Annotated in this window: 26 protein-coding genes; 10 read left to right on the top strand and 16 right to left on the bottom strand. The window is 64.9% G+C overall.

The features are described 5' to 3' along the window. Positions 1-217 precede the first annotated feature (217 nt). The 16 genes from QTI20_RS06110 to QTI20_RS06035 all read right to left on the bottom strand — a co-directional run bounded on the left by QTI20_RS06110 (position 218) and on the right by QTI20_RS06035 (position 14593). Entirely contained in the window at positions 218-586 is a 369-nt protein-coding gene (locus QTI20_RS06110; protein WP_286549284.1) for a hypothetical protein, read from the bottom strand. Between the two features lie 2 nt (positions 587-588). Further along, a complete protein-coding gene (locus QTI20_RS06105) occupies positions 589-1233 on the bottom strand; it encodes a phage tail tube protein (protein ID WP_286549286.1) in 645 nt (214 codons plus the stop codon). Between the two features lie 12 nt (positions 1234-1245). Next, a complete protein-coding gene (locus QTI20_RS06100) occupies positions 1246-1683 on the bottom strand; it encodes a hypothetical protein (protein ID WP_286549288.1) in 438 nt (145 codons plus the stop codon). A gap of 11 nt (positions 1684-1694) precedes the next feature. Further along, positions 1695-2012, bottom strand: coding sequence for a hypothetical protein (locus QTI20_RS06095; RefSeq protein WP_286549290.1), 318 nt, complete (start codon positions 2010-2012; stop codon positions 1695-1697). A gap of 7 nt (positions 2013-2019) precedes the next feature. Next, positions 2020-2343, bottom strand: coding sequence for a DUF2190 family protein (locus QTI20_RS06090; protein WP_286549292.1), 324 nt, complete (start codon positions 2341-2343; stop codon positions 2020-2022). A 65-nt stretch (positions 2344-2408) separates the two neighbouring features. Beyond that, positions 2409-4499, bottom strand: coding sequence for a ClpP-like prohead protease/major capsid protein fusion protein (locus QTI20_RS06085; protein ID WP_286549295.1), 2091 nt, complete (start codon positions 4497-4499; stop codon positions 2409-2411). Between the two features lie 71 nt (positions 4500-4570). After that, positions 4571-6094, bottom strand: coding sequence for a phage portal protein (locus tag QTI20_RS06080; RefSeq protein ID WP_286549296.1), 1524 nt, complete (start codon positions 6092-6094; stop codon positions 4571-4573). A gap of 2 nt (positions 6095-6096) precedes the next feature. Further along, positions 6097-6324, bottom strand: coding sequence for a DUF6148 family protein (locus QTI20_RS06075; protein ID WP_286549297.1), 228 nt, complete (start codon positions 6322-6324; stop codon positions 6097-6099). A gap of 30 nt (positions 6325-6354) precedes the next feature. Continuing rightward, a complete protein-coding gene (locus tag QTI20_RS06070; RefSeq protein WP_286549299.1) occupies positions 6355-6723 on the bottom strand; it encodes a Mor transcription activator family protein in 369 nt (122 codons plus the stop codon). Beyond that, positions 6720-8870, bottom strand: coding sequence for a phage terminase large subunit family protein (locus tag QTI20_RS06065; protein WP_286549300.1), 2151 nt, complete (start codon positions 8868-8870; stop codon positions 6720-6722). Before QTI20_RS06065 ends, QTI20_RS06070 begins: the two co-directional genes overlap by 4 nt. Then, positions 8867-9376 carry a terminase small subunit gene (locus QTI20_RS06060; RefSeq protein WP_286549301.1) on the bottom strand — a complete coding sequence of 170 codons (510 nt, stop codon included), beginning with the start codon at positions 9374-9376 and terminating at the stop codon, positions 8867-8869. Before QTI20_RS06060 ends, QTI20_RS06065 begins: the two co-directional genes overlap by 4 nt. 403 nt (positions 9377-9779) lie before the next feature. Then, positions 9780-10574: a hypothetical protein gene (locus QTI20_RS06055; RefSeq protein WP_286549302.1), complete on the bottom strand. Its 795-nt coding sequence runs from the start codon at positions 10572-10574 to the stop codon at positions 9780-9782. Next, complete coding sequence (locus tag QTI20_RS06050; protein WP_286549305.1) at positions 10564-10875, bottom strand: hypothetical protein; 312 nt, start codon at positions 10873-10875, stop codon at positions 10564-10566. The genes QTI20_RS06055 and QTI20_RS06050 overlap by 11 nt, the downstream gene beginning before the upstream one ends. 361 nt (positions 10876-11236) lie before the next feature. Further along, positions 11237-13627, bottom strand: a complete 2391-nt coding sequence (locus QTI20_RS06045; protein WP_286549306.1) for a VapE domain-containing protein — start codon at positions 13625-13627, stop codon at positions 11237-11239. Positions 13628-13697: 70 nt separating this feature from the next. Beyond that, positions 13698-14177, bottom strand: a complete 480-nt coding sequence (locus QTI20_RS06040) for a phage regulatory CII family protein (RefSeq protein WP_286549307.1) — start codon at positions 14175-14177, stop codon at positions 13698-13700. 122 nt (positions 14178-14299) lie between these two features. Then, positions 14300-14593 carry a transcriptional regulator gene (locus QTI20_RS06035; protein ID WP_286549308.1) on the bottom strand — a complete coding sequence of 98 codons (294 nt, stop codon included), beginning with the start codon at positions 14591-14593 and terminating at the stop codon, positions 14300-14302. Between QTI20_RS06035 and QTI20_RS06030 the strand changes: the two genes are divergently transcribed. From QTI20_RS06030 to QTI20_RS05985, 10 genes are all read left to right on the top strand, one after another. Further along, entirely contained in the window at positions 14592-15077 is a 486-nt protein-coding gene (locus tag QTI20_RS06030) for a hypothetical protein (RefSeq protein WP_286574159.1), read from the top strand. The two genes, QTI20_RS06035 and QTI20_RS06030, sit on opposite strands and share 2 nt — an antisense overlap. An 80-nt stretch (positions 15078-15157) precedes the next feature. After that, positions 15158-15577, top strand: coding sequence for a hypothetical protein (locus QTI20_RS06025; RefSeq protein WP_286549313.1), 420 nt, complete (start codon positions 15158-15160; stop codon positions 15575-15577). Continuing rightward, positions 15574-15972, top strand: coding sequence for a P-loop NTPase family protein (locus QTI20_RS06020; RefSeq protein ID WP_286549314.1), 399 nt, complete (start codon positions 15574-15576; stop codon positions 15970-15972). The genes QTI20_RS06025 and QTI20_RS06020 overlap by 4 nt, the downstream gene beginning before the upstream one ends. Next, positions 15969-16325: a hypothetical protein gene (locus QTI20_RS06015; RefSeq protein ID WP_286549315.1), complete on the top strand. Its 357-nt coding sequence runs from the start codon at positions 15969-15971 to the stop codon at positions 16323-16325. The genes QTI20_RS06020 and QTI20_RS06015 overlap by 4 nt, the downstream gene beginning before the upstream one ends. After that, positions 16322-16537, top strand: a complete 216-nt coding sequence (locus QTI20_RS06010; RefSeq protein WP_286549316.1) for a hypothetical protein — start codon at positions 16322-16324, stop codon at positions 16535-16537. Before QTI20_RS06015 ends, QTI20_RS06010 begins: the two co-directional genes overlap by 4 nt. After that, entirely contained in the window at positions 16534-16782 is a 249-nt protein-coding gene (locus tag QTI20_RS06005) for a hypothetical protein (protein WP_286549317.1), read from the top strand. The genes QTI20_RS06010 and QTI20_RS06005 overlap by 4 nt, the downstream gene beginning before the upstream one ends. A gap of 41 nt (positions 16783-16823) precedes the next feature. Further along, positions 16824-17171, top strand: coding sequence for a hypothetical protein (locus QTI20_RS06000; RefSeq protein WP_286549319.1), 348 nt, complete (start codon positions 16824-16826; stop codon positions 17169-17171). An 8-nt stretch (positions 17172-17179) separates the two neighbouring features. Then, complete coding sequence (locus tag QTI20_RS05995; RefSeq protein ID WP_286549322.1) at positions 17180-17647, top strand: hypothetical protein; 468 nt, start codon at positions 17180-17182, stop codon at positions 17645-17647. After that, the gene (locus QTI20_RS05990) at positions 17644-18027 is read left to right on the top strand and encodes a hypothetical protein (RefSeq protein ID WP_286549323.1); all 384 of its coding nucleotides are present in this window, start codon (positions 17644-17646) and stop codon (positions 18025-18027) included. The genes QTI20_RS05995 and QTI20_RS05990 overlap by 4 nt, the downstream gene beginning before the upstream one ends. Then, a complete protein-coding gene (locus QTI20_RS05985; RefSeq protein ID WP_286549325.1) occupies positions 18024-18782 on the top strand; it encodes a hypothetical protein in 759 nt (252 codons plus the stop codon). Before QTI20_RS05990 ends, QTI20_RS05985 begins: the two co-directional genes overlap by 4 nt. The last annotated feature ends 7 nt before the right edge of the window (positions 18783-18789 follow it).

Raw genomic sequence — 18789 nt, 5'->3', positions numbered from 1 at the left:
CACGGCGCATGGTCGCGTCGCGTGCTGGCGCCCTGCATCACAGCGGCCAGCTGCTGCGCATGGCGAAAGTGCCGCGCACGCGCTGTCAGCTCCTCCCTCGCAAACATGACCTGCCATTGACCAAACTCCTCAGCGGACATCCGCTCGCCCAACTCATGAACACTCCAGCCCAGCTCCAGCGCCAATTCGTGAGCGAATCGCAGCGTGGGCTGGGCAATCAGTTTTTTGTCGCGAGTTCCAGGTCATGACCCGAGAGACGCATTGCGACGTTGAAGACGCGGAAGACGTCGATTCGATGCAGCGCGCCGAGGCGGTCCCACTCTTCTTCGCTGCACAGCGGCGTGCCGCCGGCGTCCACTACGGAGTGGTGCAGCATCCGGGTGACGATCTGGCTGCCGGCACGCGCGTGTGCCTGCTCTTCGCTCTCGCCCTCTAGAGGCCTCAGCGCCGCGACGTGCAGCCGATCATTGGCAAGGCGCCGGGACATGAGGAGGCCGCGCACCAGGACATCGCCGTTGAAGGGCGGGAAAGGCACCTCCTCTTCGGGCAACCCTGGGACGCTCACGTCTTCGCGAGAAACAGCCATGGTCAAACTCCCGGGTAGGCAGTCAGCAAGCCACGCACTTCCAGGCTGACCGGCGTGGTCACCGCGGCGCCTGCAGCCCCACCAGGTGCGAGCTTGGTGCTGGGCAAGCCCGCGAAGAGGATCTGCGTGCCATCGGGAAAGCCGAAGCGCACGGCGATCACCTTCTTCGCGCGAGAGGCGGCCTTGAACGCGATCAGGGCCGGATCCTCGATGTCCCACAGCGAACCGAGCGCGTACGACAAAGGAGTCTCCTTCCCGATCGCGTTGAAGTCGGGCTTCCTGTGGATGGTCGTGATGGCGACCTTGGCGGCCTCTCCGCCGCTGGGCGTCACGTCCGTGATCGTCTCAGCGCTGACGCCGAAGGTGATCTTCGACACCGAGCCGGATACGAAGGCGCCACTGAAGTCGGTGGTGTCGATGCCGAGCAGAACGAGCGTATCTGCGGTGACCGCGCCGACTCGCGCCACCGCATAGTCGAGCTCGCCCAGCCCCTTCACGCGGAGCAGTACGACCTCGCCGGCGATCAGATCGTGATCTTCAACGGTGGCCACCGCCGGATTGGCCTTGGTGATGACAGTGATTGGCTTCGCTGCAGCTGCGACGCTTTGAACGTCGACGTCGACGTCAGACCAGATTTGGATGGACATGAGGAGCTCCGGTTACAAGGGGTCGCCCGGCGCACCGCGCCGGGTGGAATAGGTGAAGCGCCAGAGCTGCTCGCGCTGGGCCATGTTGCAGTCGCCTTCGCTGTCCGAAGTCATACGAGCTGCTGCGATCTGCGCCCTGCCCGCTTTCGGAAGCTGGGCAGTGCGCGATGTAAGCGCCGTCTCGACCTGCCGCCCGAGCTCGCGAGCCAGCCGGGCGGAGTCGCCTTCGTCCGCGACGACGCACGTGATCAGCACGCTGTAGATGCGCTGCTCGAGACCGCGCACCGTCTGCGCGTCGATTTCCTCACCCTGAGGTGCTTCAGCGATGAGCAGCGCGGGCAACAGGTCGGGGCGCAGGGGATCTGCCCGGTCAAGATAGACATGCAGCCCCGCGTCCGTTGCCGCCGCCTTCAGCACGGCTTCCAGCTCGTCCAGGATCTGCTGCTGCACGTGAGACATCCTCAGGGCTTTCGCAGATAAAGGGTGTGGAAGCCCGAGCCATCGGGCTCAGACCTGACGAACTTCAATTGCACGGCCGCAAGGGACACGGGATGCACGATCGTCAGCAACGCATCGTGCGGGAGCGCGGCGCGGGCTACATCGGTCACGCCCATCAGCCGAGGCTCGACCGTCTCGACCAGGCCGCTGAGCGCCACCGTTCCGGCATCTTCGAAGATCGCAGTGAAGGCAAATGCTCCGACGGTCACAAGCCTGTTGGACAGGGATGCGACCACCGCGGCGTTGGCGCGGGACTCGAGGAGCGCGAAAGCGGCGAGCACAGGAGGCTCAGGCGTTGAGGTGAAGCCAGACGGTCGTGGCGCCGTTGCCGGCGGCCTTCGCCGCGTAGCCGGCCAGGACGCTGCCGGCGGCCGTGGTGGTCAGCCGGCTGTTGGCGGCATCCCAGTACAGCAGCGCGCCCTGTGCAGGCGTGTCGGCGGCCAGCTTGGCGAGTTCGACAACGCCCTTGACGCGCACGGCGCCGAGGCCGCCGGCGGGAATGTCGGCGACGACGACACCGACGCGCACGCCCATGACGACGACGGCGCCGCCTGCCACCGCGCCGGCCGGCGAGTAGTCGAGGACGGCGCCCTCTTGGATGAAGTTCTTCATGGTGAATTCCTCAGGATGTGTGACAGATGGGGGAACAAGGCGGACTCGCAGTCCGCCCGTACGAGTTAGGCCTGGCCGGGGTTCTTGGCCAGGGTGCGCCAGTCGAGCGGCGACACGCCGGCATCGATGCGCACCTTGAACTCGGTGCCGTCGACGTTCCAGCCGTTTTTCTGCTCGAGGTACGGCTGGTCGTTGCCGTCGAGGTAGTTCACTTCGACCGTGTCGGCGCTGTTTTGGTCGGCAGCGCCGTACCAGGCCGTCGTCGACGCAGCGTCCAGACGGGCGTCGGAGACCACCTCGAACGTCTCGCGCACGCTGTTCGGTACGGAGTTGTTCTTGGCCGCTGCGCCCACTTCGAACTCGCTGGCGCGGACCACGTTGGCAATGCCCTTGAGCGCTCGCGGCACGATCAGGTACTTCGTGCCGATGTTGAGCGCCGTGGCGCCCTGCTTTTGCAGCGCCATGGCCGACTGCATTGCGTCGACGCTGGCAGTGTTGATGCCGGAAGCGGCCAGCAGGTTGCCGTGATCCGCGTGGAACAACGGCTTGCCATCGGGCATGGGCGGGTTGGCCGTCAGGATCGCGTACACCAGGTCGCCCACGGTACGGATGGCAGCACGGCCCATCAGGCGTGGAACGCGAGTGAAGGCGTCGAGGTCGTCGTTGATGATGGCCTGGCGCGTGATGCTGAAGAGCTCGCCGTAGGTGGCGAGCACCACGGTGTTGCCGCGCTCGCCCATCGTCGCGTACTTGTACTCGGCACCCTCGGCCACCTTGCGCAGGCTGGGGAACGCGTTCAGGTCGACGCGGTTGCCCGGCTTGAAGTCGGGCAGGCTGCCGGCGCGAGTCCAGAGCTGGAAGGTCTCTTCGGCTTCGAGGTAGCCCTTCATCAGCGCCTTGCTCGCGACGTTGGCCAGCAGCAGCGGGAAGTCGCTCGTGCTGTGCGTGAAGGCGGCACCGACGAACTGCATCTTGTCCATGCCCTCGCTGCGGAAGCCGGCACGGGTCAGGCTGGCGCGAGCCATCTCGGCCAAGGTGTAGCCGCGGTACGGGTTCGCGCCCTCGATCTTTTCGTAACCGGCTCGGGCCAGCAGAGCCTGCGTGGCGCCGCGCTTCTGCTTGTCGGCCTCGTCGTCCATCGTGATGACGTGGGCGCCTGCCACCGGCGTCGAACCCTTGGCGAGCTCGGCGAGCAGCTTCTGGCCAGCGGCTTGCACCGTCATGCCGTGATCGTCTTCGCATGCGATGCGCAGCGTGTCGACACCGGGACGCGACGCGAACGGTGCGAAGCTGGCGCGGATGCCATCTCGACGGACCTTGTCGGCAGCCAGGATCGACGCCTGGTCGACGGCAGCAGCAACGGGAGCGGCCGGAACGGCAGGAGCGGCGGTTCCGCCGCCGCCCGCGCCGGCTGCTGCAGCGCCGACGGCGGAGAGCAGCAGGGGGGTACGGAGTTTCTTCATAGATTCCTCTTCAGCGGAAAGTGCGGCAGCTGCCGCGGATGGACCCGCTGCCGGCACGTTTGCCGGCAGCGAGCGGTAACGGTTGAGCGGCATCGCCGAGGCGCTTGCCGAGACAGGCATCGCATCGGTGATGCCGTCGATGAACTTCATGGCGAGGGCTTCCTCGGCCGTGTAGAAATGGTCTTTGCCGTCGGTCAGCAATGCGAGCATTCCGGCCTGGTCGCCGGTGCGTGCGGCGTAGCTGGTGGACATCGCCGCAGCCCAGGTGTCGAGCTGGTCAGCAAGGTCGCGGAGCTCGACGCTGTTGCCAGCCGCGTACTGCCACGGGGCGTGCACCATCAGCATTGCGTTGCTGGCCATGTGCACCTTGTCGCCGGCCATGGCGATCAGGCTGGCGATTGAGAAGGCGACGCCGTCGACCTCGATGGTGACGGTGGCCTTATGGCGACGGATCGCGTTGTAGATGGCGAAGCCGTCGGGCACTGAGCCACCCATGCTGTTCACCCGGATCGTGATCGCCTCGACGTCGAGATCCTGCAACTCGCGAACGAACGTGGCGGCCGAGGTCGTCTCTTCGTACCAGCTCTCGCCGATGTCGCCGTAGATGTAGATCTCCGCTGCAGCGAGCGCGCCCACCACGGCGGCCGCCATTGCTGTCTTGCGGCGGATGGCGTACCAGGTTGATTGCTTCATGAACTGAGGTCCTCGATTGAGAGGCCTCAGTGTCTGGAAAGGGTTGTCCCGTTTCTAGGGAAGAAATGGGACTATTTCGAAGCGTCTTCGTCAAGGTCAGCGGGGATGGATGCCTCTGCGATAGGTGCGCCAGGCACGTTCGCTGCGTTGCTAGAAAACACCAGGCCGCGCTTCGCCGCATCGGCGCGGAAGGTCTCGACCTGGTCGAGCACGTCGAGCGGATTGCCGCCGCGTTTGCGGATCACCTCGGTCTCGCTGGCAAAGCCCGCCTTTACAAGCTTCTCCCACGCGTCGGCCTCTTTCACCGGATCGATCCAGGGCATGCTCTGACCGATGTACAGCGCGTCGTCAGCCGTGCCCGGCATGACGTCGGACGGCATCGGCACCACCGAGCTCAGATGCGCGACCTGTACGAATGTCTCGTAATCCGGCTGCACCCACATCCCAACGAACTCGTCGGCCAGCACTGCATAGTGCACCCATTGCTCGACCAGTTCCTGCCGCTGCGCGCTGTACGTCCCGCCGTAGTCGCGGCTGACGCTCGAGTAGCTTGCGCCGACACCGGCAGCAAACGCCTTGAGCTGGCCGGAGCGCCACGTGACCAAGTTCGGATTGGGTCGATTGCTGTCGATCATTCCGATTTCCTCGTTCACTTCGAGCGAGTCGATGATCATGCCCGGCTGCATACGAAGATCGCGCGGGATTGGTTGGCCCGTCGCATCTACGTTTGGCGAGTAGCCCGCATCCTTGTCGACGCGTTTCACAAAGGCAGTAAGCGATGCCGCAACCTTTGCAGCGATGCGCTCGCTCTCCTCGTAGTCCTTCAGGTCCTCGAGGCGGGTCAGGACGCTCGCGAACTCCGAAACGCCGCGTCGCTGGTGCAAACGATCCAGTGTGGCCGCATGAAGCATGCGGTTTGCAGGAATCATCTTCAGGCTCGAGGTATCCGAGAAATTGAGCATCTCGCGCGGATCGGTCTTGTGGACCCAGTAGCCGGTCGCCTTCCCCCAGGCGTTGGCCTGGATCCCCTGTCGAATGCCCTTCGACAAGTCGTCGAACTCCATCGGCACGAAGTCAGGCTCGAAGATCTCGAGCGAGTAAGGCACCGGCGAGCCGTGCTCCAGGAACGGCACAGGACCGATCAGCTGTTGGGCGAAGCATTCTCCATCGCGCAACCAGGTATAGGCCACGAGCCGCTGTGCGAGCGGGCCGCGATATCGGCCCGTGACCTCGGGGGCCTTCTGCCGTGCCTTGTAGGCCGCCCGCAATGCGGTCGCGTATTCGGTGTGAATAGTGCCGTCGAGTCTCCTCGGAATGGGCTCCACACCGATGCCTGCTGCACCCACGATGTTGTTGACCATGACGCGAAGTGCGCCGCGCGAGATGTCGTGGTTACGCTCGAGGAAGCGCGCATGGGCGCGCAGCTGTGCGGCGCTCCCACCGACCAGCGCGTTGGGGCTGCTGTTGTCGGAGCGCCGCATCCGCTGCTTCGTGGGCCTCGCACCTTCGTAGAACGCGAGGGCTTGGCGGTGCTGGGCCCGCCTCAGACCACGTACTGGGTCGAGCTGAGCGACGAGTCGATCAATGATGTTCATGCTCAACCTCGCTCGCCATCGAATCGCGCCACCGAAAACGACAGCCCGCCCAAGCCGCAACCCCGACCGCTCTCTGAGGCCACGCGAGCCTCCCACTCTTTTCGCCCCCTCCGGATCTCGGTGAGGTTCTCATTCGTAAGCGTTCGCCCGTTAAAGGCGATCGACTTGCCACTGAGAACAGCTACCTCGGCTTCGAGGTATTTGGTGAGCATGATTTGGGCGTTGGTCATGGCTGGAAGCTACGCACGGTCTCGTCCCATTCAAAGGGGTGAAATGGGACTTTTTGCAGATCCCATGCCGATGCGCACCGACTGCGGGTCGCGCCGACCGGTGACGCGATAGACCGTGCTGCGGCTGACGTTATGCGTTCGCATCACATCGGCGAGGTTGCTGCCATCGAACAGCCGGCGGATCGCGGCGTCGCGCTCGGAGCGGTCAGGCGCTGGAACGTAGATGTCCTGGCCACCGAGCTTTCGGCGCAGACCGCGCACCAGGGCTTGCGCGAACATCGCGGCCATGCCCTCGTGCATCCCGATCTCCTCCCGGACGATGCTCGTGAACTCGTTCTCAAGCTGCACTGCAGCGTCCTCGGTCTGCCCGAGGGTCATGTTGTTTTGGGGCTTGTTCACAGGCGGTCACTCCAATCGTCGGAGGCAAAAGAACTAGGAGCGCGCGGCACAGCGTGCGGGCGCGCGGGAGGGGTTGGCCGCACGGGCACTTGCGGCGCCGGAGGCTGGAACGGTGAAGGTTGCTCGGTAGTGGCTGCGGCCGTCTGGCCTGCGGGCGTGCCGGCCGTCGTACTCGGAGGGCTGTAGACCCCGTCATCGCCCTCTTCTAACAGCGGTGCCTGACGGACCTGGCTCTCTGCCATGTCCCACTGGGCAGGCTTGCGTAGATGAAGCCGAAGAGCCCGAGAGAGCCACACGGCATAGACGGTGCAGTCGAGCGCCTCATTGCGGCGATCGGTGCGCGGCTTCCATTCGCGCACGTTCTTGTTCACCCGGCCAGGGATCTTGATTTCGCTGAGGAGCTGCTCATAGAAGTCGTCCCGCACGCCTTCATACCAATGCATGCGCGCCGGGCCCTCGCCCTCGAGGCGGACCCGACCTGCCTGTTCAGACCAGCCCAGGATCAGGTCCTTCGCCTTGGCGGTACCGATGATGCTGATGCTGATACCGGCGCGCGCCGCTTTCGTCGAGCGGACGTTCGGATCAATCTTCTTCGGTGGCGACCAGATCTCAACACGGCCGACCGCGTCAGGGGCGCCCTTGATCGCGAAGACGTGGCGGTTGCTGCGGTCATGCTTGCGCACGAACGCATACACCGCGTCGCTCGTCTGGCCGTCGGAACTGTCGATCGCCACTGCGGTCAGCGGCAAACCAGCACCCGTCGAGTGGCGCACGCGCCTGGCCATGAGCTGCTCGAGCTCAAGCCAAGCGCCATCGTAGGGCACCACCGTTTTGCCGAAGAGCTCGCCCCAGTAGGCAAGCCACATCTCTTCGCCGCGGCCGACGACCCAGACGGTGACGGCCAGGCGGTCATGCTGCACGTCGACCGTCATCAATGGCACCAGGCCGCCGACGGGGCATGACCATTCGGCGTATTTCATGGCGCGCGCGCGCAGGGTCTCTTCCTCGGGCAGCTCGCCCCGATACTCCCAAGTCAATCCCAGCGTGCTGTTGGTGAAGGCGATCATGTCGCCCGCATCGCCCTTGTCGAGGTTCGCTTTCGCCTCGAGGTACTTACGGGCCAGGACCGGCACTCGCGAGCCGTCGAAAGTGCTGAGCAGCTCGTTCAGGTAGTAGCCCGGCGTCTCGCTCGCCTGCGTTGCGACCCACCCGCCACCATCGCGCTCGGCTCGCCGGATGTTGGCGATCCGCTGCTCCTCTGACCAGAGCTCCCCGCAATGCGGACAGGCGTAAAAGGCTCGCGCGTGCTGATGGCGACCATAGACCTCGTGCAATGGTGCGTCGAGGTCCTCGGGAATTGTGACGTTCTCCCAGGCCGGCACATGGCTATCGCCGCACCCGTGGCAGGGGACGTGGAAGTACCGCTTGTCGGTCTTCCGCATCTCGTCCTCGACCACGCTCGCGTCTTTCGCCGTGGGCGTTCCGCCAATCAGGATCAGGTGATCGGGATAGGTCTTGGCCCGCTCCTCGAGCAGCTTGACCGAGCTGCCCTGCCCCCGCACATCAGACGCTGCGTCGTCAGGCTCCTCGACGATGACCAGGCGCGCGCTGGTCGACTTCACGTCGCTTGGGCTGTTGGTGCCGACCAGCTTGATCAGCCCGCCCGCGAAGCGCTTGCGCAGCGTGCTGTTGCCGTGGGCCCTGCTCTTGATGATGATCCGCCGGCTCAGCACCTTGGTGCTCAGGATCATGGGGTCGAGCTTCTCGGCGGCGAAGTCCTTGGCGGCTTGGGTGCGCGGAAACGCGGCAACGATGACGCTGGGCCGATAGTGGATGTGGTAGCCGATGATGTTGCAGACGATGCCAGCGGTGTAGCCGACCTGCGCGCTCTTCTGAACAACGATCTTTCGCACCGATGGCTGAGTGGCCATCGCAGCGATCTCGCGAAGCGCGGGCGAAACGGCCCAACTGAAGCGGCCTTTGAGCGCCGACTCTTCGTTGCTCAGCACGCGGTACTTCGTCGACCACTGCGCGCCGTCGATGCGGGGCGGCGGCTTGAGCCTGCGCCACACGCGCGCGAACATCGCGCGCAGCGCGCGTCCTGCCCACACGTCGGGGTTGTCGGGGATCGATGGGCCGTATCTCACGAGCCGTCGTCCTCTTCGTCACCACGATCTTCTGCTTCGGGGTCGTCATCGTCGTCTTCGCCAGGTGCGCGCCAATCGGACAGCTGCTTCAAGCAATCATCGAAGGATGCGCGCAGCAGCTGCTCGACCGCAGGCTTGTCGAGACCGATCGACAGCGAAGCCAGACGCGGCGGCTCACCGCGGAGAAACTCGCGAGCAGCCAGCACCGCGCTCGCCCACAGCGGTTCGATCTGATCCGCGGGGATGAGCAGGCCACGCTCGCGCAGCATCTCTTGTTCGATTTTGTCGCCCTGTAGCCGCGACAGCCGATCCTTCGGGGACTCAGCGCGCACCTTGCGCACTTCGCGATCCACGAGCCAGGCGATGCATGACGGCGCGTCGTACTCGCTCGCGACGCCGGGCCCGCCCTGCACCGCCACGGGAAAGCCGATCACCTGCCACTCCGTGATGGTCTTGGGCGACACGCCGAAGAGCGCCGCGATCTGTTCCTGACCCTTGATCGACATGCTTACTTACCCTATGCAAAGTGGGTGAACTAGAAAATGAACGCGCCCCGAATTACCCGTATCGAGGCCTTGCCGGGAGGACCCTTGACAGGGGGGTCGAAAACGCACCAAAACGGTGCTGGAAGGCAGAAACGTCGCTTTGACGCAACAAATCAGGCGATTTGCAGCCAAAGCCACCCCCCGGGGCAATCCGAAAGGACATCGCGGACACGGGCGCGTCATCGGGTGGTCCCCGACCGCTGCATCAGGCGGGCTTTGAGCGCGATGCCATAGGGCGCGTCGAGGGTCTGCCCGCACTTGGCGCAGACGCACCGCACGCTGCTCGGCGAGACCCTTCTGATGTCCTCGACGTAGCAGTGATGGGCGCAGGCCCAGCGCTTGATCTGTAGCCACATGCGAGCCATCAAGCTGCCCCCCTGACCGGCTTGGCCGTGGCCAGAGCCTTCGCCATCTCTCGATCGAAGTGCCCCGGGAACACACGCGCGATGGTGCGTTGGGAGATCTCCTCGAAGGGCAGACGCTTGCTGTACGCCGCCCGGTCGACGAACAGCAGCACCGGCAGCACAGCAGACGACATCGCACCGAACGAGATACGCGACCAGATGCCGCGCGCCAGGTGCTGCTTCATGCGACCGCGCTTCCAGGAGCGGCGGCCGTAGGGATGGGTGCCAGGCCCGGTGCTGAAGAAGTAGGCCTCGCGCTGCCGCTTGGAAACGCTGCGCTTGCTGTTCGTCGCGTTGGCGTCGAAGCCAGCCATGTTGAACGCCTGCAGCTGGCTGAGGATCTTGGTGATCTGGCTGCGTGCCATGTTGCCGTGGCTGTCGATGATGGCGCCCGCACCAGGCACAGCGCGCTCACCCGCGCGCATCACGCCACGCTGCACGAGCAGCTGCTCGAAGCGCTTTTGCTGTCGGGCACCGCCCATGATCTGCGGCAGCAGGTAGTGACTCGGCCGCTCACTGTCCTTCACCCAGACGCGTGCCGTCAGGTCCTCCCTCGTCGCCGGCTTCAGGAACAGGGAGTTCAGCGTGAACGCCGTCGGCCGATCGAAGCGGGTCTGCATACCGACCTTCTCGTCTGCACGCACGTCAGAGCCGGTGCGCGTGAGGGCTACCGCCGTGGCGAAGCGTGCCTGTTTGCCGTTTGCGCGCATCGCGGCCTGCGCCGCGGGAAAGTTGTCGCGCACGTCAATTCGCATGGCTGCCCCCTTGTGCAGACGTCTGCACTGGCGCGGGCTCCCGCATGAATGCGGCGAAGGTGCACGCATGCAGCACGGCATAGCGCTGCATCTCTGCGACCTCGTGATCGGCGGCAAACGGCGTGCCGGCGACGTGGCCACGCTCGATGGCATAGAAATGCCCAGGCTCTTTGTCGACGGTGGCCCGGCGCAGGCAGTCGTCCACGTGAGCCTTGCCCCACTCGAGGCGACGCGCATCGATCCACTGCGCCGTATCGGGCATGCGCTCACGCATGCCGGGCTGCTTCGCTGGCTGATTCATCGGATCGGTCCTTTCGATTGGGCCTGCTGGACGGAGGTTGGACGGCTGAAACCCGCATGGCTGTTGAGTTGGTCCAGCCGTCCAACCCGACCAACAGGTGTGGGTGAGCTGCGCCCGCGAGCGCGCGCGGACACGCGCCCGCCTGTCTGCGCACGCGCCTACGTGTGAAGGAAATCGAGGCGGAGGGTGGACGGCTGGACCGATTGCGAAAAACGCAATGGAATCAACGGCTTGCGCCGTCCACCCCCCGATGGACGGAGGGTGGACGAGGGTGGACGGCGGTGGCGTCAGGACCGTGCGCGCAGACGCATGCACGGGGCGAGACCGATCCGCGTGGCATCCAGCCAGGCGCACGTTGATGTCAGAACGGGAGGTCATCGCCCTCCTCGTGGTCGTCGGGCGGCATACCGGCTTGCGCGGGCGTCTGGACCGGTGTTGCAGGCGGCAGGCGCAGGTAGCCCCGCCGGCGCTTGCCAGTGGTCTCGCGGTGCCGCTTGAAGCCCAGCTGCCGCATGCAGTTGACGATGCGGGTATCCATCTGGCCGTTGCCGTCGATACGGTCCGCCTTGATGTTGAGTGCCTTGTCGTAGAGCTCGGTGCTGGGGAAGAACTCACGGTCGCGGCGAGGCACGTCGGTCGCCAGCGTGCCGTGGTCGGCATTGACGTACTCGTCGAGGTTGTCCTCCCATGGATCCGAGCGCTTGAAGGGCTCCTGCTCCGGGAACACCAGGTCCTTCTCTTCCTGCCTGGTGGGCCAATACTGCTCGCCCTCATTGAGCCGATGCAGCGCCTCGGCCAGCAGCTGCGAGCGCTGCTGCGTCAGGATGTCGAGATGCACCACCTTGACCTCGAGCGGCCAAAAGCGGCGGTCACCCGTGGCGTCCTTCAGGAAGGTGTCGGCGTTGGTCGTGCCGACGTTGACGCTGTGCCGCGGCTGCTTGACCATCTGTGAGCCATACGGCGGCCGGTACCAGTCCTCCTGAGCTGAGAGGAACTGCTTGATCAACGTCGTCTCCGACTTGTTCAGCGACTCCAGCTCGGCCGACTCGACGATCCAGGCGAGCTGCATGGCCATCTGGCTGTCCTTGTCGCCGATGCGGATCGCGTTGTCGGTGAAGTACGGGTAGGCCAGCGCGCGGAAGGCGCCGGATTTTGACAAACCCTGCTCACCCTTCAGGATCAGCATGTAGTCGAACTTGCAACCAGGCTGGATCGCGCGTTTGACCAGGCCCATCATGAAGCAGCGGCCGATCAGCCGCGTGTACGGCCGGTCCTCGACCTCGAAGACGTCCGCAAGCCAGTGGTCGATGCGCGGCACTTCGTCCCATTTCTCGGCATGGATCCAGTCGACGATCGGGTTGTACTTGCTGAGGCGCGCGGCCATCAGTACGCCATCGCGCAAAGTGCCCTTGCCCTTGATGCCGAGGCCGAATCGCCGAAGCAGGTATTCGCCCAGCATCAGATCGTCTTCGTCGTCCCACTCGCCTGCTGGGCGCCCCCATGGCGCGTCCTTGCTGCGCTCGAGGAGCTGGCTGAAATCGTTCTTCTTGATCAGGCCGCGCAGGGCCGGGTCGTTGAGCATGCAATACAGCACGTTCTCGCGACAGTCGTCTGGCCGGCCGCCGCGGCCCTTCACCAGCTTCGACATGACAATGTCGTAGGCCTCGCCATCGTCGTCGTCCAACGGCGGCACAGCGCCAGGCGGAGGTCCCTCACCCCCGCCCCCCTGCCCGCCAGCGCGAGCCTCAGGGTCGCGATTTTGATTTTTGCCGGCCCGCTTGGGCTTGGTGAGCTCGACGCCGACAAGCGGGGCGAGCCACTTCAGCGCATCGGCTGGCTTCTCTGCCGGGAGCCACTCCATCACCAAGTCGATCGGCGTGCGCGCGCCCTGCTTAGGGTCGCCCATGTCGGCCACGCCGAAGTCGCATATGCCCTCGGGCGCGATCGACAGATCTTCCTGCAGATCTCGACCGAGGGACTTGGAGGTGATGCGGTACTTCGACCCGACGGCGACTGCGCTCGGGAAAAGCACAGGCACCCACGCGCCGAAGTTCGCCATTGCGGCTTCCTTGACCCGCTGGAAGTCGTCCACGCCCTCACCAGCTGGCTGCGCGGCAGGTGAAGTTCGCGCAGGCTTTGGAGGTGCCTGCTTGGCAGCCTTCGCCGCGGCCTTGGCGTCGTCGATCGTCTTGTGCAGACGTCTCAACGCGATCTCGTCGATCGGCTGCACCTCAGCGGGGGTATTGGGGAATCGATTGGCAGTGATCGTGAAGTACTGGCTGCCGCAGAAGACCTCGACGCCGATGCCGTTGTCCTTGTTCGTCTTCGTCGATCCCTCGACGATGATGTGCACGCCCTTCCCGCTCGGCGAGATCTCTGTGAAGCTGTCGCAGGCGCCGACGATGTTCTTGCATCGGTCTGACCAACTACCGTCGGGCTCTTGCTGGCCATCCAGGTCAATGCCTATCAAGCCATCGTCGGGGAGGAAGGCGAGACCGACGCCGGTCCAGCCGCCAGCCTCAAAGCGCTTTCGTACGACGGGCAGGGTTGCGAGCCGCTGGCGATCGCGGTCGCTGCCCTGCTCTCCAGCGCGCTTGCCACCGCCAACGTAGTACGGCATCTTCTGCGGCTTCTTCGCCCCCTCCTTGTGCTCGAACTTCCACAGCACCCATTGCTGCCGGGTCGCGAGCGATTGAGGGATCTCCGCCCACAAGGGCGCAGCTACCAAGGGGAACTCGGGCGCCTCGTTCATTCGACGCGCGGCGCAGAGATAAACGCCAGGGTCGCTGGTTGCAGCGCCTGGTGCGAAAGGCCAACGACGCTCATGCCGTCCGCGCTGGTGGGCCAGCCAAATTGTTCTCGGCCATCACCCTGCGCATGGTGAGCACCGAGGTCACCAGTTCCATGCAGGCGCCATCGATGCGCCGCAGTTCGTTGTCGTTGACGTAGTCGTCGTCCAACGACGCTGAGGCCTCGCCGAGCATGTCGCAAGCCTCTTTCGAGGCCTGGGACACGGCCCGCATGCACACCTTCACGCTGCCTGGGGCACCCGTTGGCAGCGGAACGAGGGTCGCTTCTGTGCCCATCGCCACGAGCTGCGCATACGAAAGGCAGTCGTCGGTCTTCAGCTCGACGCAGAAACGCGATATCTCGAGAGCGTCCTCCGCACCCAGCTTGTACCCCGGCGCTCCTCGAAGCTCTTTCTCAAGAGTCGAAGGCGACTTACCGAGTCGTAGAGCCACAGCGTCAACGCCGCCCGGATAGCTGCGCGCCATGCGCCGCACCGTGTCAAGGATGTTCATACCCGTTCCGGATGAAAAGCGCTATATCCAAGCGCGAACGTGCTGCCGACACTCGATGCATGGCAGAACAACATAAAGAGGCGCATGTCACCGCAGCGCGCAAGACCAAGCTGAGGCTTCATCTAAGCGAGCCTCTCGTCGAGGGAAGGCGTCTTCGCTTCGGTGGTGTTGCACTGCGGAACGGCTTCGCTTGCGATCCGCTGGCTGAGCTTCAGGAAGAACTCCACTCGATCGGGACGAAGCTCTTCGCACGTCACCGCGCGGCGAGTGAAGTCCTCGATGTAGGGGCATTGATCGAGGGGGACCGCCTTGATTCCCTTCGCCATCTTGGTGACCATCGACGACGGAATGCGAAGGTGCTTCGCCAGCGCCGCGCCGCGTCCGCGCTTCTCTTCCAACCAAGTTTGTAAGCTCATGGAAGCCATTGTATTCCCCAATGGGGAAACGAAAGCAAGACCCTTCGGGGAATTTCGCGTTTTCCCTATGGGGAATGTAATACTTCGGATGAAAACAGCATCCGAGATCCGGCGAGCCAGGCTCAATCAGCTGGTCTCCACCCACGGTTCGATGGCCGACCTGTGCCAAGCCCTGGGATACGCGCGCAATGACGCGGCGAAACTCACCCGCATTGCCAACGGAAACATCCGCCACGAGAGAGGCGGTAAGCCCTACCAAATGGGCGATGAAATGGCACGGGCCATTGAAGAGACCCTGAAATTGGAGAGAGGCTGGATGGATACGCCTGAGGACTACGAGTTGGCTGCCTCAGACAATGGCCGCCGGATTTTGAGCCTTTTCGACAAGATCCCCGAAGCCGACCGCGCGACCGCAATGCGGCTCCTTGATGCGCTTACTAAACCGTCCGTCGATCCCCAAGCGCCCAACGGAACGCACGGCTAGCAACGAGTCTCGCTTCCATGACCCTGAACCAGAAGGGGAAAGTGGAACTTAGAGTCGCCTCATAATTTCCCCAAAGGGGATTGCATGAATTCCCCAAAGGGGAAATAATCGACCTCGTCAACACGACGGAGGCCGACATGCCATCACTTTCTCCCGCCGCTCAACCGGCTCTCGAGCGCGCGCAGGCAGCCCCTGAAGCGCACCCCCTCTCGGCCAGCACGGTCGAAATCTGGATCCGCACCAAGGGCACGCGGCGCCAGGCGTTCTATCGCCAAGGCACCACGTGCCCATGGCAGGCAATGCAGGTCACGCACGCCGACCGTGCCCTGCGGGCTGGGACGATCAGCATCGGCAGCGCGAAAGACGCGCCTGTCGTAGTTGTTCCACGCGAAACCTCGTCGCTTCCGGACCACCCGGCAGCACGCGAATTCGCAGCGACCGCGCGGGAGATCAACCGCGCGATTGACGCCCTGGCCCTTGACGCTGCGTTGTCGGTATGAGCACCGTCGCTTCGCACCGCCCCGTCAATGTCGACGTGTGGCACTTGGTCGGCGAACAGGGCACGGGCAAGTCCATCTATGCCCAGCAGTTCGCCAAGACGCTGCTCAAGAAGACCGATCTGCGGGCGCTCGAGGTCGATGCGTGGGACCTCGAGGACCAGTACCACGGGCGCATCGATCTGCTGCTCGAGGACTTCGGTCTGGCTCGGGTCGTGATGATCAGCCACGCGCTTCCTGGCGCACCCGGCATCAGGTTGACGGTGCCACACCGAATGAAAGACGACCGCGTGGTCCATTTCACGCTGCCGGCTGGCATTGACGCGCTCCGCGCACGAGCGATCTGGGACACCCGGGAGTTCGTTTCCAGCCGTTGCGCCGGAGGGGTTGCTCAATGACCAAAGTCGCCACCATCCGCGCAAAGGACCTCTCGCTCCTGTTGGGCGCGGTCAAGCTGCGCAAGTACACCAGCGGCCGGACGTGCCAGCTCTGCACCCTAAGCGAAGCACCGATCATCTCCGTCGAATGCCGCTATCGCGACATTGAGCGACGCCATGCCGAAGCTGCCGCCCGCCGCTTTGGCATCAGCCCCGCAAGGGTCACGCCGATGCAACGCGGGGAGATCGTGCGTGTGATCGAGCGTACGCAGGTGGAGCATGGGCGCCGCGAGGTGCTGCGCACCTGGGGCACCGGCATCCGCGTCCTGCTGCAAGAACCGCGCTACGTGCTCAACGGCGGGAGCACATCATGATCAACGCGCTTATCGCACGCTGGCTGATCGGCGCCATCGCTGCGCTTGTGATCGCGGCCCTCGCCGCCGCTACCGACCCAGAAGCCCCTACGGTCGCGGAAGCGCGCGCGCAGGCCCTCGCCCGTGATGAAGCCCTTGCCTTCAAGGCCGAAGATCGCCTCGAGCAGGCGCTGTGGGACGAACGCATGGAAGCGCGGAGGGCTCGCCGATGAAGCCCGACCTTGATCCATGGGTTGCCGAGAGCCTGGCACGCACCTATGAGGAAGCGGTACGCGCCGAGCAGGTGCTGCGCGGGCAGCAGGACGATGTGGACCAGCCTGAGGACAGTTCGGACGCTCTCTCATGCATGGCGGGGGTCTGGAACGCCCTCCTCGCGATGTTCGTCGTCAGTGTGTTCGCCCTGACCGGCATCGCCCTCGGCCTCTCCGGCATGAAGATCCCGGGGGTCGGCTCATGAGCGCGGCAGTACAGACGTCTGCACTGACGGTGCCGGCTGACATGTTCGACGCTCCCGACGATGCGTCGAACTCGCTGCAGGCCAGCGATGACCTGGTCATCGAGATCCACGGCCGCCTGGCAAGTCACGCGGTGATCCGCAACCAGCTCGATGCCGACGGCACGCACACCCGCCCCGTGCTCTGCCTCGACCTGACGCCGATCGGCTCGAACCTTCTGCACCGGCGTATTCACGTCGAGCAGGCTTTTCCCGAGAACAAGCGCAAGGAAGCGGAGGCCTCAGCCGCTGCCCTGAAGCGCGGCACGCACGTCTCCTTCCGCACCACCTTGATCGACATGCTGACGGTGTTTCCGCATGTGCTGTCGGTGGCGATCACCCCTTCCCACTGAAAGACCCGATGGCATCCATCACCATCACCATCGTCGACCTGCCGCATGGCCACGTCAGCGTGCGCACGGACGCCGATCGCCCCATCGTCGGCGTTGGCATCACCTTGGCCCAAGGGCTGGCCATGGAGCTCCTCGGCACCGCATTCAAGCGCGGTGCCGAGGTTATCTACGACCCGGCCGAGGTGCCGCTGGTCGCCTTGGCACTCGATCTTCTGCACGTAGAGCAGTTCGGCCTCGCCGTGACCCAGGAGATCCGGGACCGTGCGAAGCGCGCGCTTGGCCGAGAGGTTCTGATTCGCTCCGCCATGGACGGCGTGAACATCGACCGCGTGCACATCGGCCGCGGTGCGCCGACCATCAACGTAGTCACGGCAATCGATCCAGTCGACGCTTCCGCCATCAAGAAGCACCTGGCCTCACGCGACGATGCGTACCGCCCGCCCTACGTCTCGGCCGGCCAGGAGAGGCAATCTTGAGCGCCATCTATCTCCTGGCCAGCACGTTCGGCCTCGTGTTTGCGCTGGGCCTGCAAAGCCAGCTGGTCAACAACGGCCATCACGTCGGAGCTTTCTTTAACAGCCTCGCGATCGGCGCGTGCAACTTGGTCCTCTTCAAGCTTGCCCCCGACGCGAGCGGCCTCGAGGTCGCAGCCTACCTCGCAGGCGGACCCTTCGGGATCGTCGCCAGCATGGCGTTCTATCGCCGGATGCAGCGCCGCAAGTCGCCTGCCAGGCGTGGGCCCAACGCCGACGAGCTCGCCTACTGCGCGGGGTGCCGATTGTGCGCGGTGGGTGCGTGGGCGCCGCACCAGCCGGATTGCCCATGGGCTGACGCAATTCCAAGGAGCAAGGCATGACGAAGCCGACGGTCGCAGGCCCGCGCATGTCTCCATCGCGCGAGATCTACACCGGCGCCGAGCTGGCGACGCGCTCGCCCCGGCCTGGCGCCTACGACGCGCTCGCGCTGCCGAGCCGGATGGGCGACACGCAGGTCGCCCCTGGCGGAGCGCGGGTATCCCTTCCCAGCATGCTCGAAAGGCAGCCCGTAGCCCTGATGCACCGGGTTGCCCCGGTTCCGCCACCAGCACCCCCCCAAGCCGCCGCCAAACGCCCGCCTGCTGCCCAGCTTACGCCGACCGGCCGTGTCGCGGCGGAATGGCAGCCGCGGGCGAACAGCGTTCCCTCTCGCGTCCTGACAGCTCTCCGCGCACCAGGCGCGCCGAAGTACTTCACGCACCGCGAGATCTCCGATCAGTTCGGCCTCCCGGTCAAACAGGTCCTAGCGAGCTTTAGCACACCGATCGAAAAGGAGGTGCTGCAGCGCGTGCACGTGAATGGCCAGCATGCGATCTCCCTGCCCGGGTTCGTGCCGCCGGCGGCGGCGCCAGCACACGCCAAGGTGTCCGCAGCGCCGGAACCGTCCGCCAGCAAAACAGCTGCCGAGCTGCAGCGCATCTCCGCCCACGCCCGAGCGCTCGCAGCGGCTCTAGACGAACTCAAGTGCCAGGCGCTGGACCTCGGCCAGGAGATCGAGAAGGCCGCCCAGGCGCTAAGCCGCGCCCTCTATTCCATCCCTGCCCCCTTCAACCCACTCGGCCGTGCGCGGCCCTGACCTTCGG

The organism is Variovorax sp. J2P1-31, assembly GCF_030317215.1.
Taxonomy (GTDB): Bacteria; Pseudomonadota; Gammaproteobacteria; order Burkholderiales; family Burkholderiaceae_C; genus Variovorax.
Note: the sequence above shows the minus strand (reverse complement) of the source record. Positions and strands in the feature narration are given on the sequence as shown.

What these genes read in the sequence shown, in the direction of transcription:
- QTI20_RS06110 (WP_286549284.1), bottom strand. Translation starts at nt 586, where the DNA reads ATGGCTGTTTCTCGCGAAGACGTGAGCGTCCCAGGGTTGCCCGAAGAG.
- QTI20_RS06105 (WP_286549286.1), bottom strand. Translation starts at nt 1,233, where the DNA reads ATGTCCATCCAAATCTGGTCTGACGTCGACGTCGACGTTCAAAGCGTC.
- QTI20_RS06090 (WP_286549292.1), bottom strand. Translation starts at nt 2,343, where the DNA reads ATGAAGAACTTCATCCAAGAGGGCGCCGTCCTCGACTACTCGCCGGCC.
- QTI20_RS06085 (WP_286549295.1), bottom strand. Translation starts at nt 4,499, where the DNA reads ATGAAGCAATCAACCTGGTACGCCATCCGCCGCAAGACAGCAATGGCG.
- QTI20_RS06080 (WP_286549296.1), bottom strand. Translation starts at nt 6,094, where the DNA reads ATGAACATCATTGATCGACTCGTCGCTCAGCTCGACCCAGTACGTGGT.
- QTI20_RS06075 (WP_286549297.1), bottom strand. Translation starts at nt 6,324, where the DNA reads ATGACCAACGCCCAAATCATGCTCACCAAATACCTCGAAGCCGAGGTA.
- QTI20_RS06060 (WP_286549301.1), bottom strand. Translation starts at nt 9,376, where the DNA reads ATGTCGATCAAGGGTCAGGAACAGATCGCGGCGCTCTTCGGCGTGTCG.
- QTI20_RS06055 (WP_286549302.1), bottom strand. Translation starts at nt 10,574, where the DNA reads ATGCGAATTGACGTGCGCGACAACTTTCCCGCGGCGCAGGCCGCGATG.
- QTI20_RS06050 (WP_286549305.1), bottom strand. Translation starts at nt 10,875, where the DNA reads ATGAATCAGCCAGCGAAGCAGCCCGGCATGCGTGAGCGCATGCCCGAT.
- QTI20_RS06045 (WP_286549306.1), bottom strand. Translation starts at nt 13,627, where the DNA reads ATGAACGAGGCGCCCGAGTTCCCCTTGGTAGCTGCGCCCTTGTGGGCG.
- QTI20_RS06040 (WP_286549307.1), bottom strand. Translation starts at nt 14,177, where the DNA reads ATGAACATCCTTGACACGGTGCGGCGCATGGCGCGCAGCTATCCGGGC.
- QTI20_RS06030 (WP_286574159.1), top strand. Translation starts at nt 14,592, where the DNA reads ATGGAAGCCATTGTATTCCCCAATGGGGAAACGAAAGCAAGACCCTTC.
- QTI20_RS06035 (WP_286549308.1), bottom strand. Translation starts at nt 14,593, where the DNA reads ATGAGCTTACAAACTTGGTTGGAAGAGAAGCGCGGACGCGGCGCGGCG.
- QTI20_RS06020 (WP_286549314.1), top strand. Translation starts at nt 15,574, where the DNA reads ATGAGCACCGTCGCTTCGCACCGCCCCGTCAATGTCGACGTGTGGCAC.
- QTI20_RS06015 (WP_286549315.1), top strand. Translation starts at nt 15,969, where the DNA reads ATGACCAAAGTCGCCACCATCCGCGCAAAGGACCTCTCGCTCCTGTTG.
- QTI20_RS06010 (WP_286549316.1), top strand. Translation starts at nt 16,322, where the DNA reads ATGATCAACGCGCTTATCGCACGCTGGCTGATCGGCGCCATCGCTGCG.
- QTI20_RS06005 (WP_286549317.1), top strand. Translation starts at nt 16,534, where the DNA reads ATGAAGCCCGACCTTGATCCATGGGTTGCCGAGAGCCTGGCACGCACC.
- QTI20_RS06000 (WP_286549319.1), top strand. Translation starts at nt 16,824, where the DNA reads ATGTTCGACGCTCCCGACGATGCGTCGAACTCGCTGCAGGCCAGCGAT.
- QTI20_RS05995 (WP_286549322.1), top strand. Translation starts at nt 17,180, where the DNA reads ATGGCATCCATCACCATCACCATCGTCGACCTGCCGCATGGCCACGTC.
- QTI20_RS05985 (WP_286549325.1), top strand. Translation starts at nt 18,024, where the DNA reads ATGACGAAGCCGACGGTCGCAGGCCCGCGCATGTCTCCATCGCGCGAG.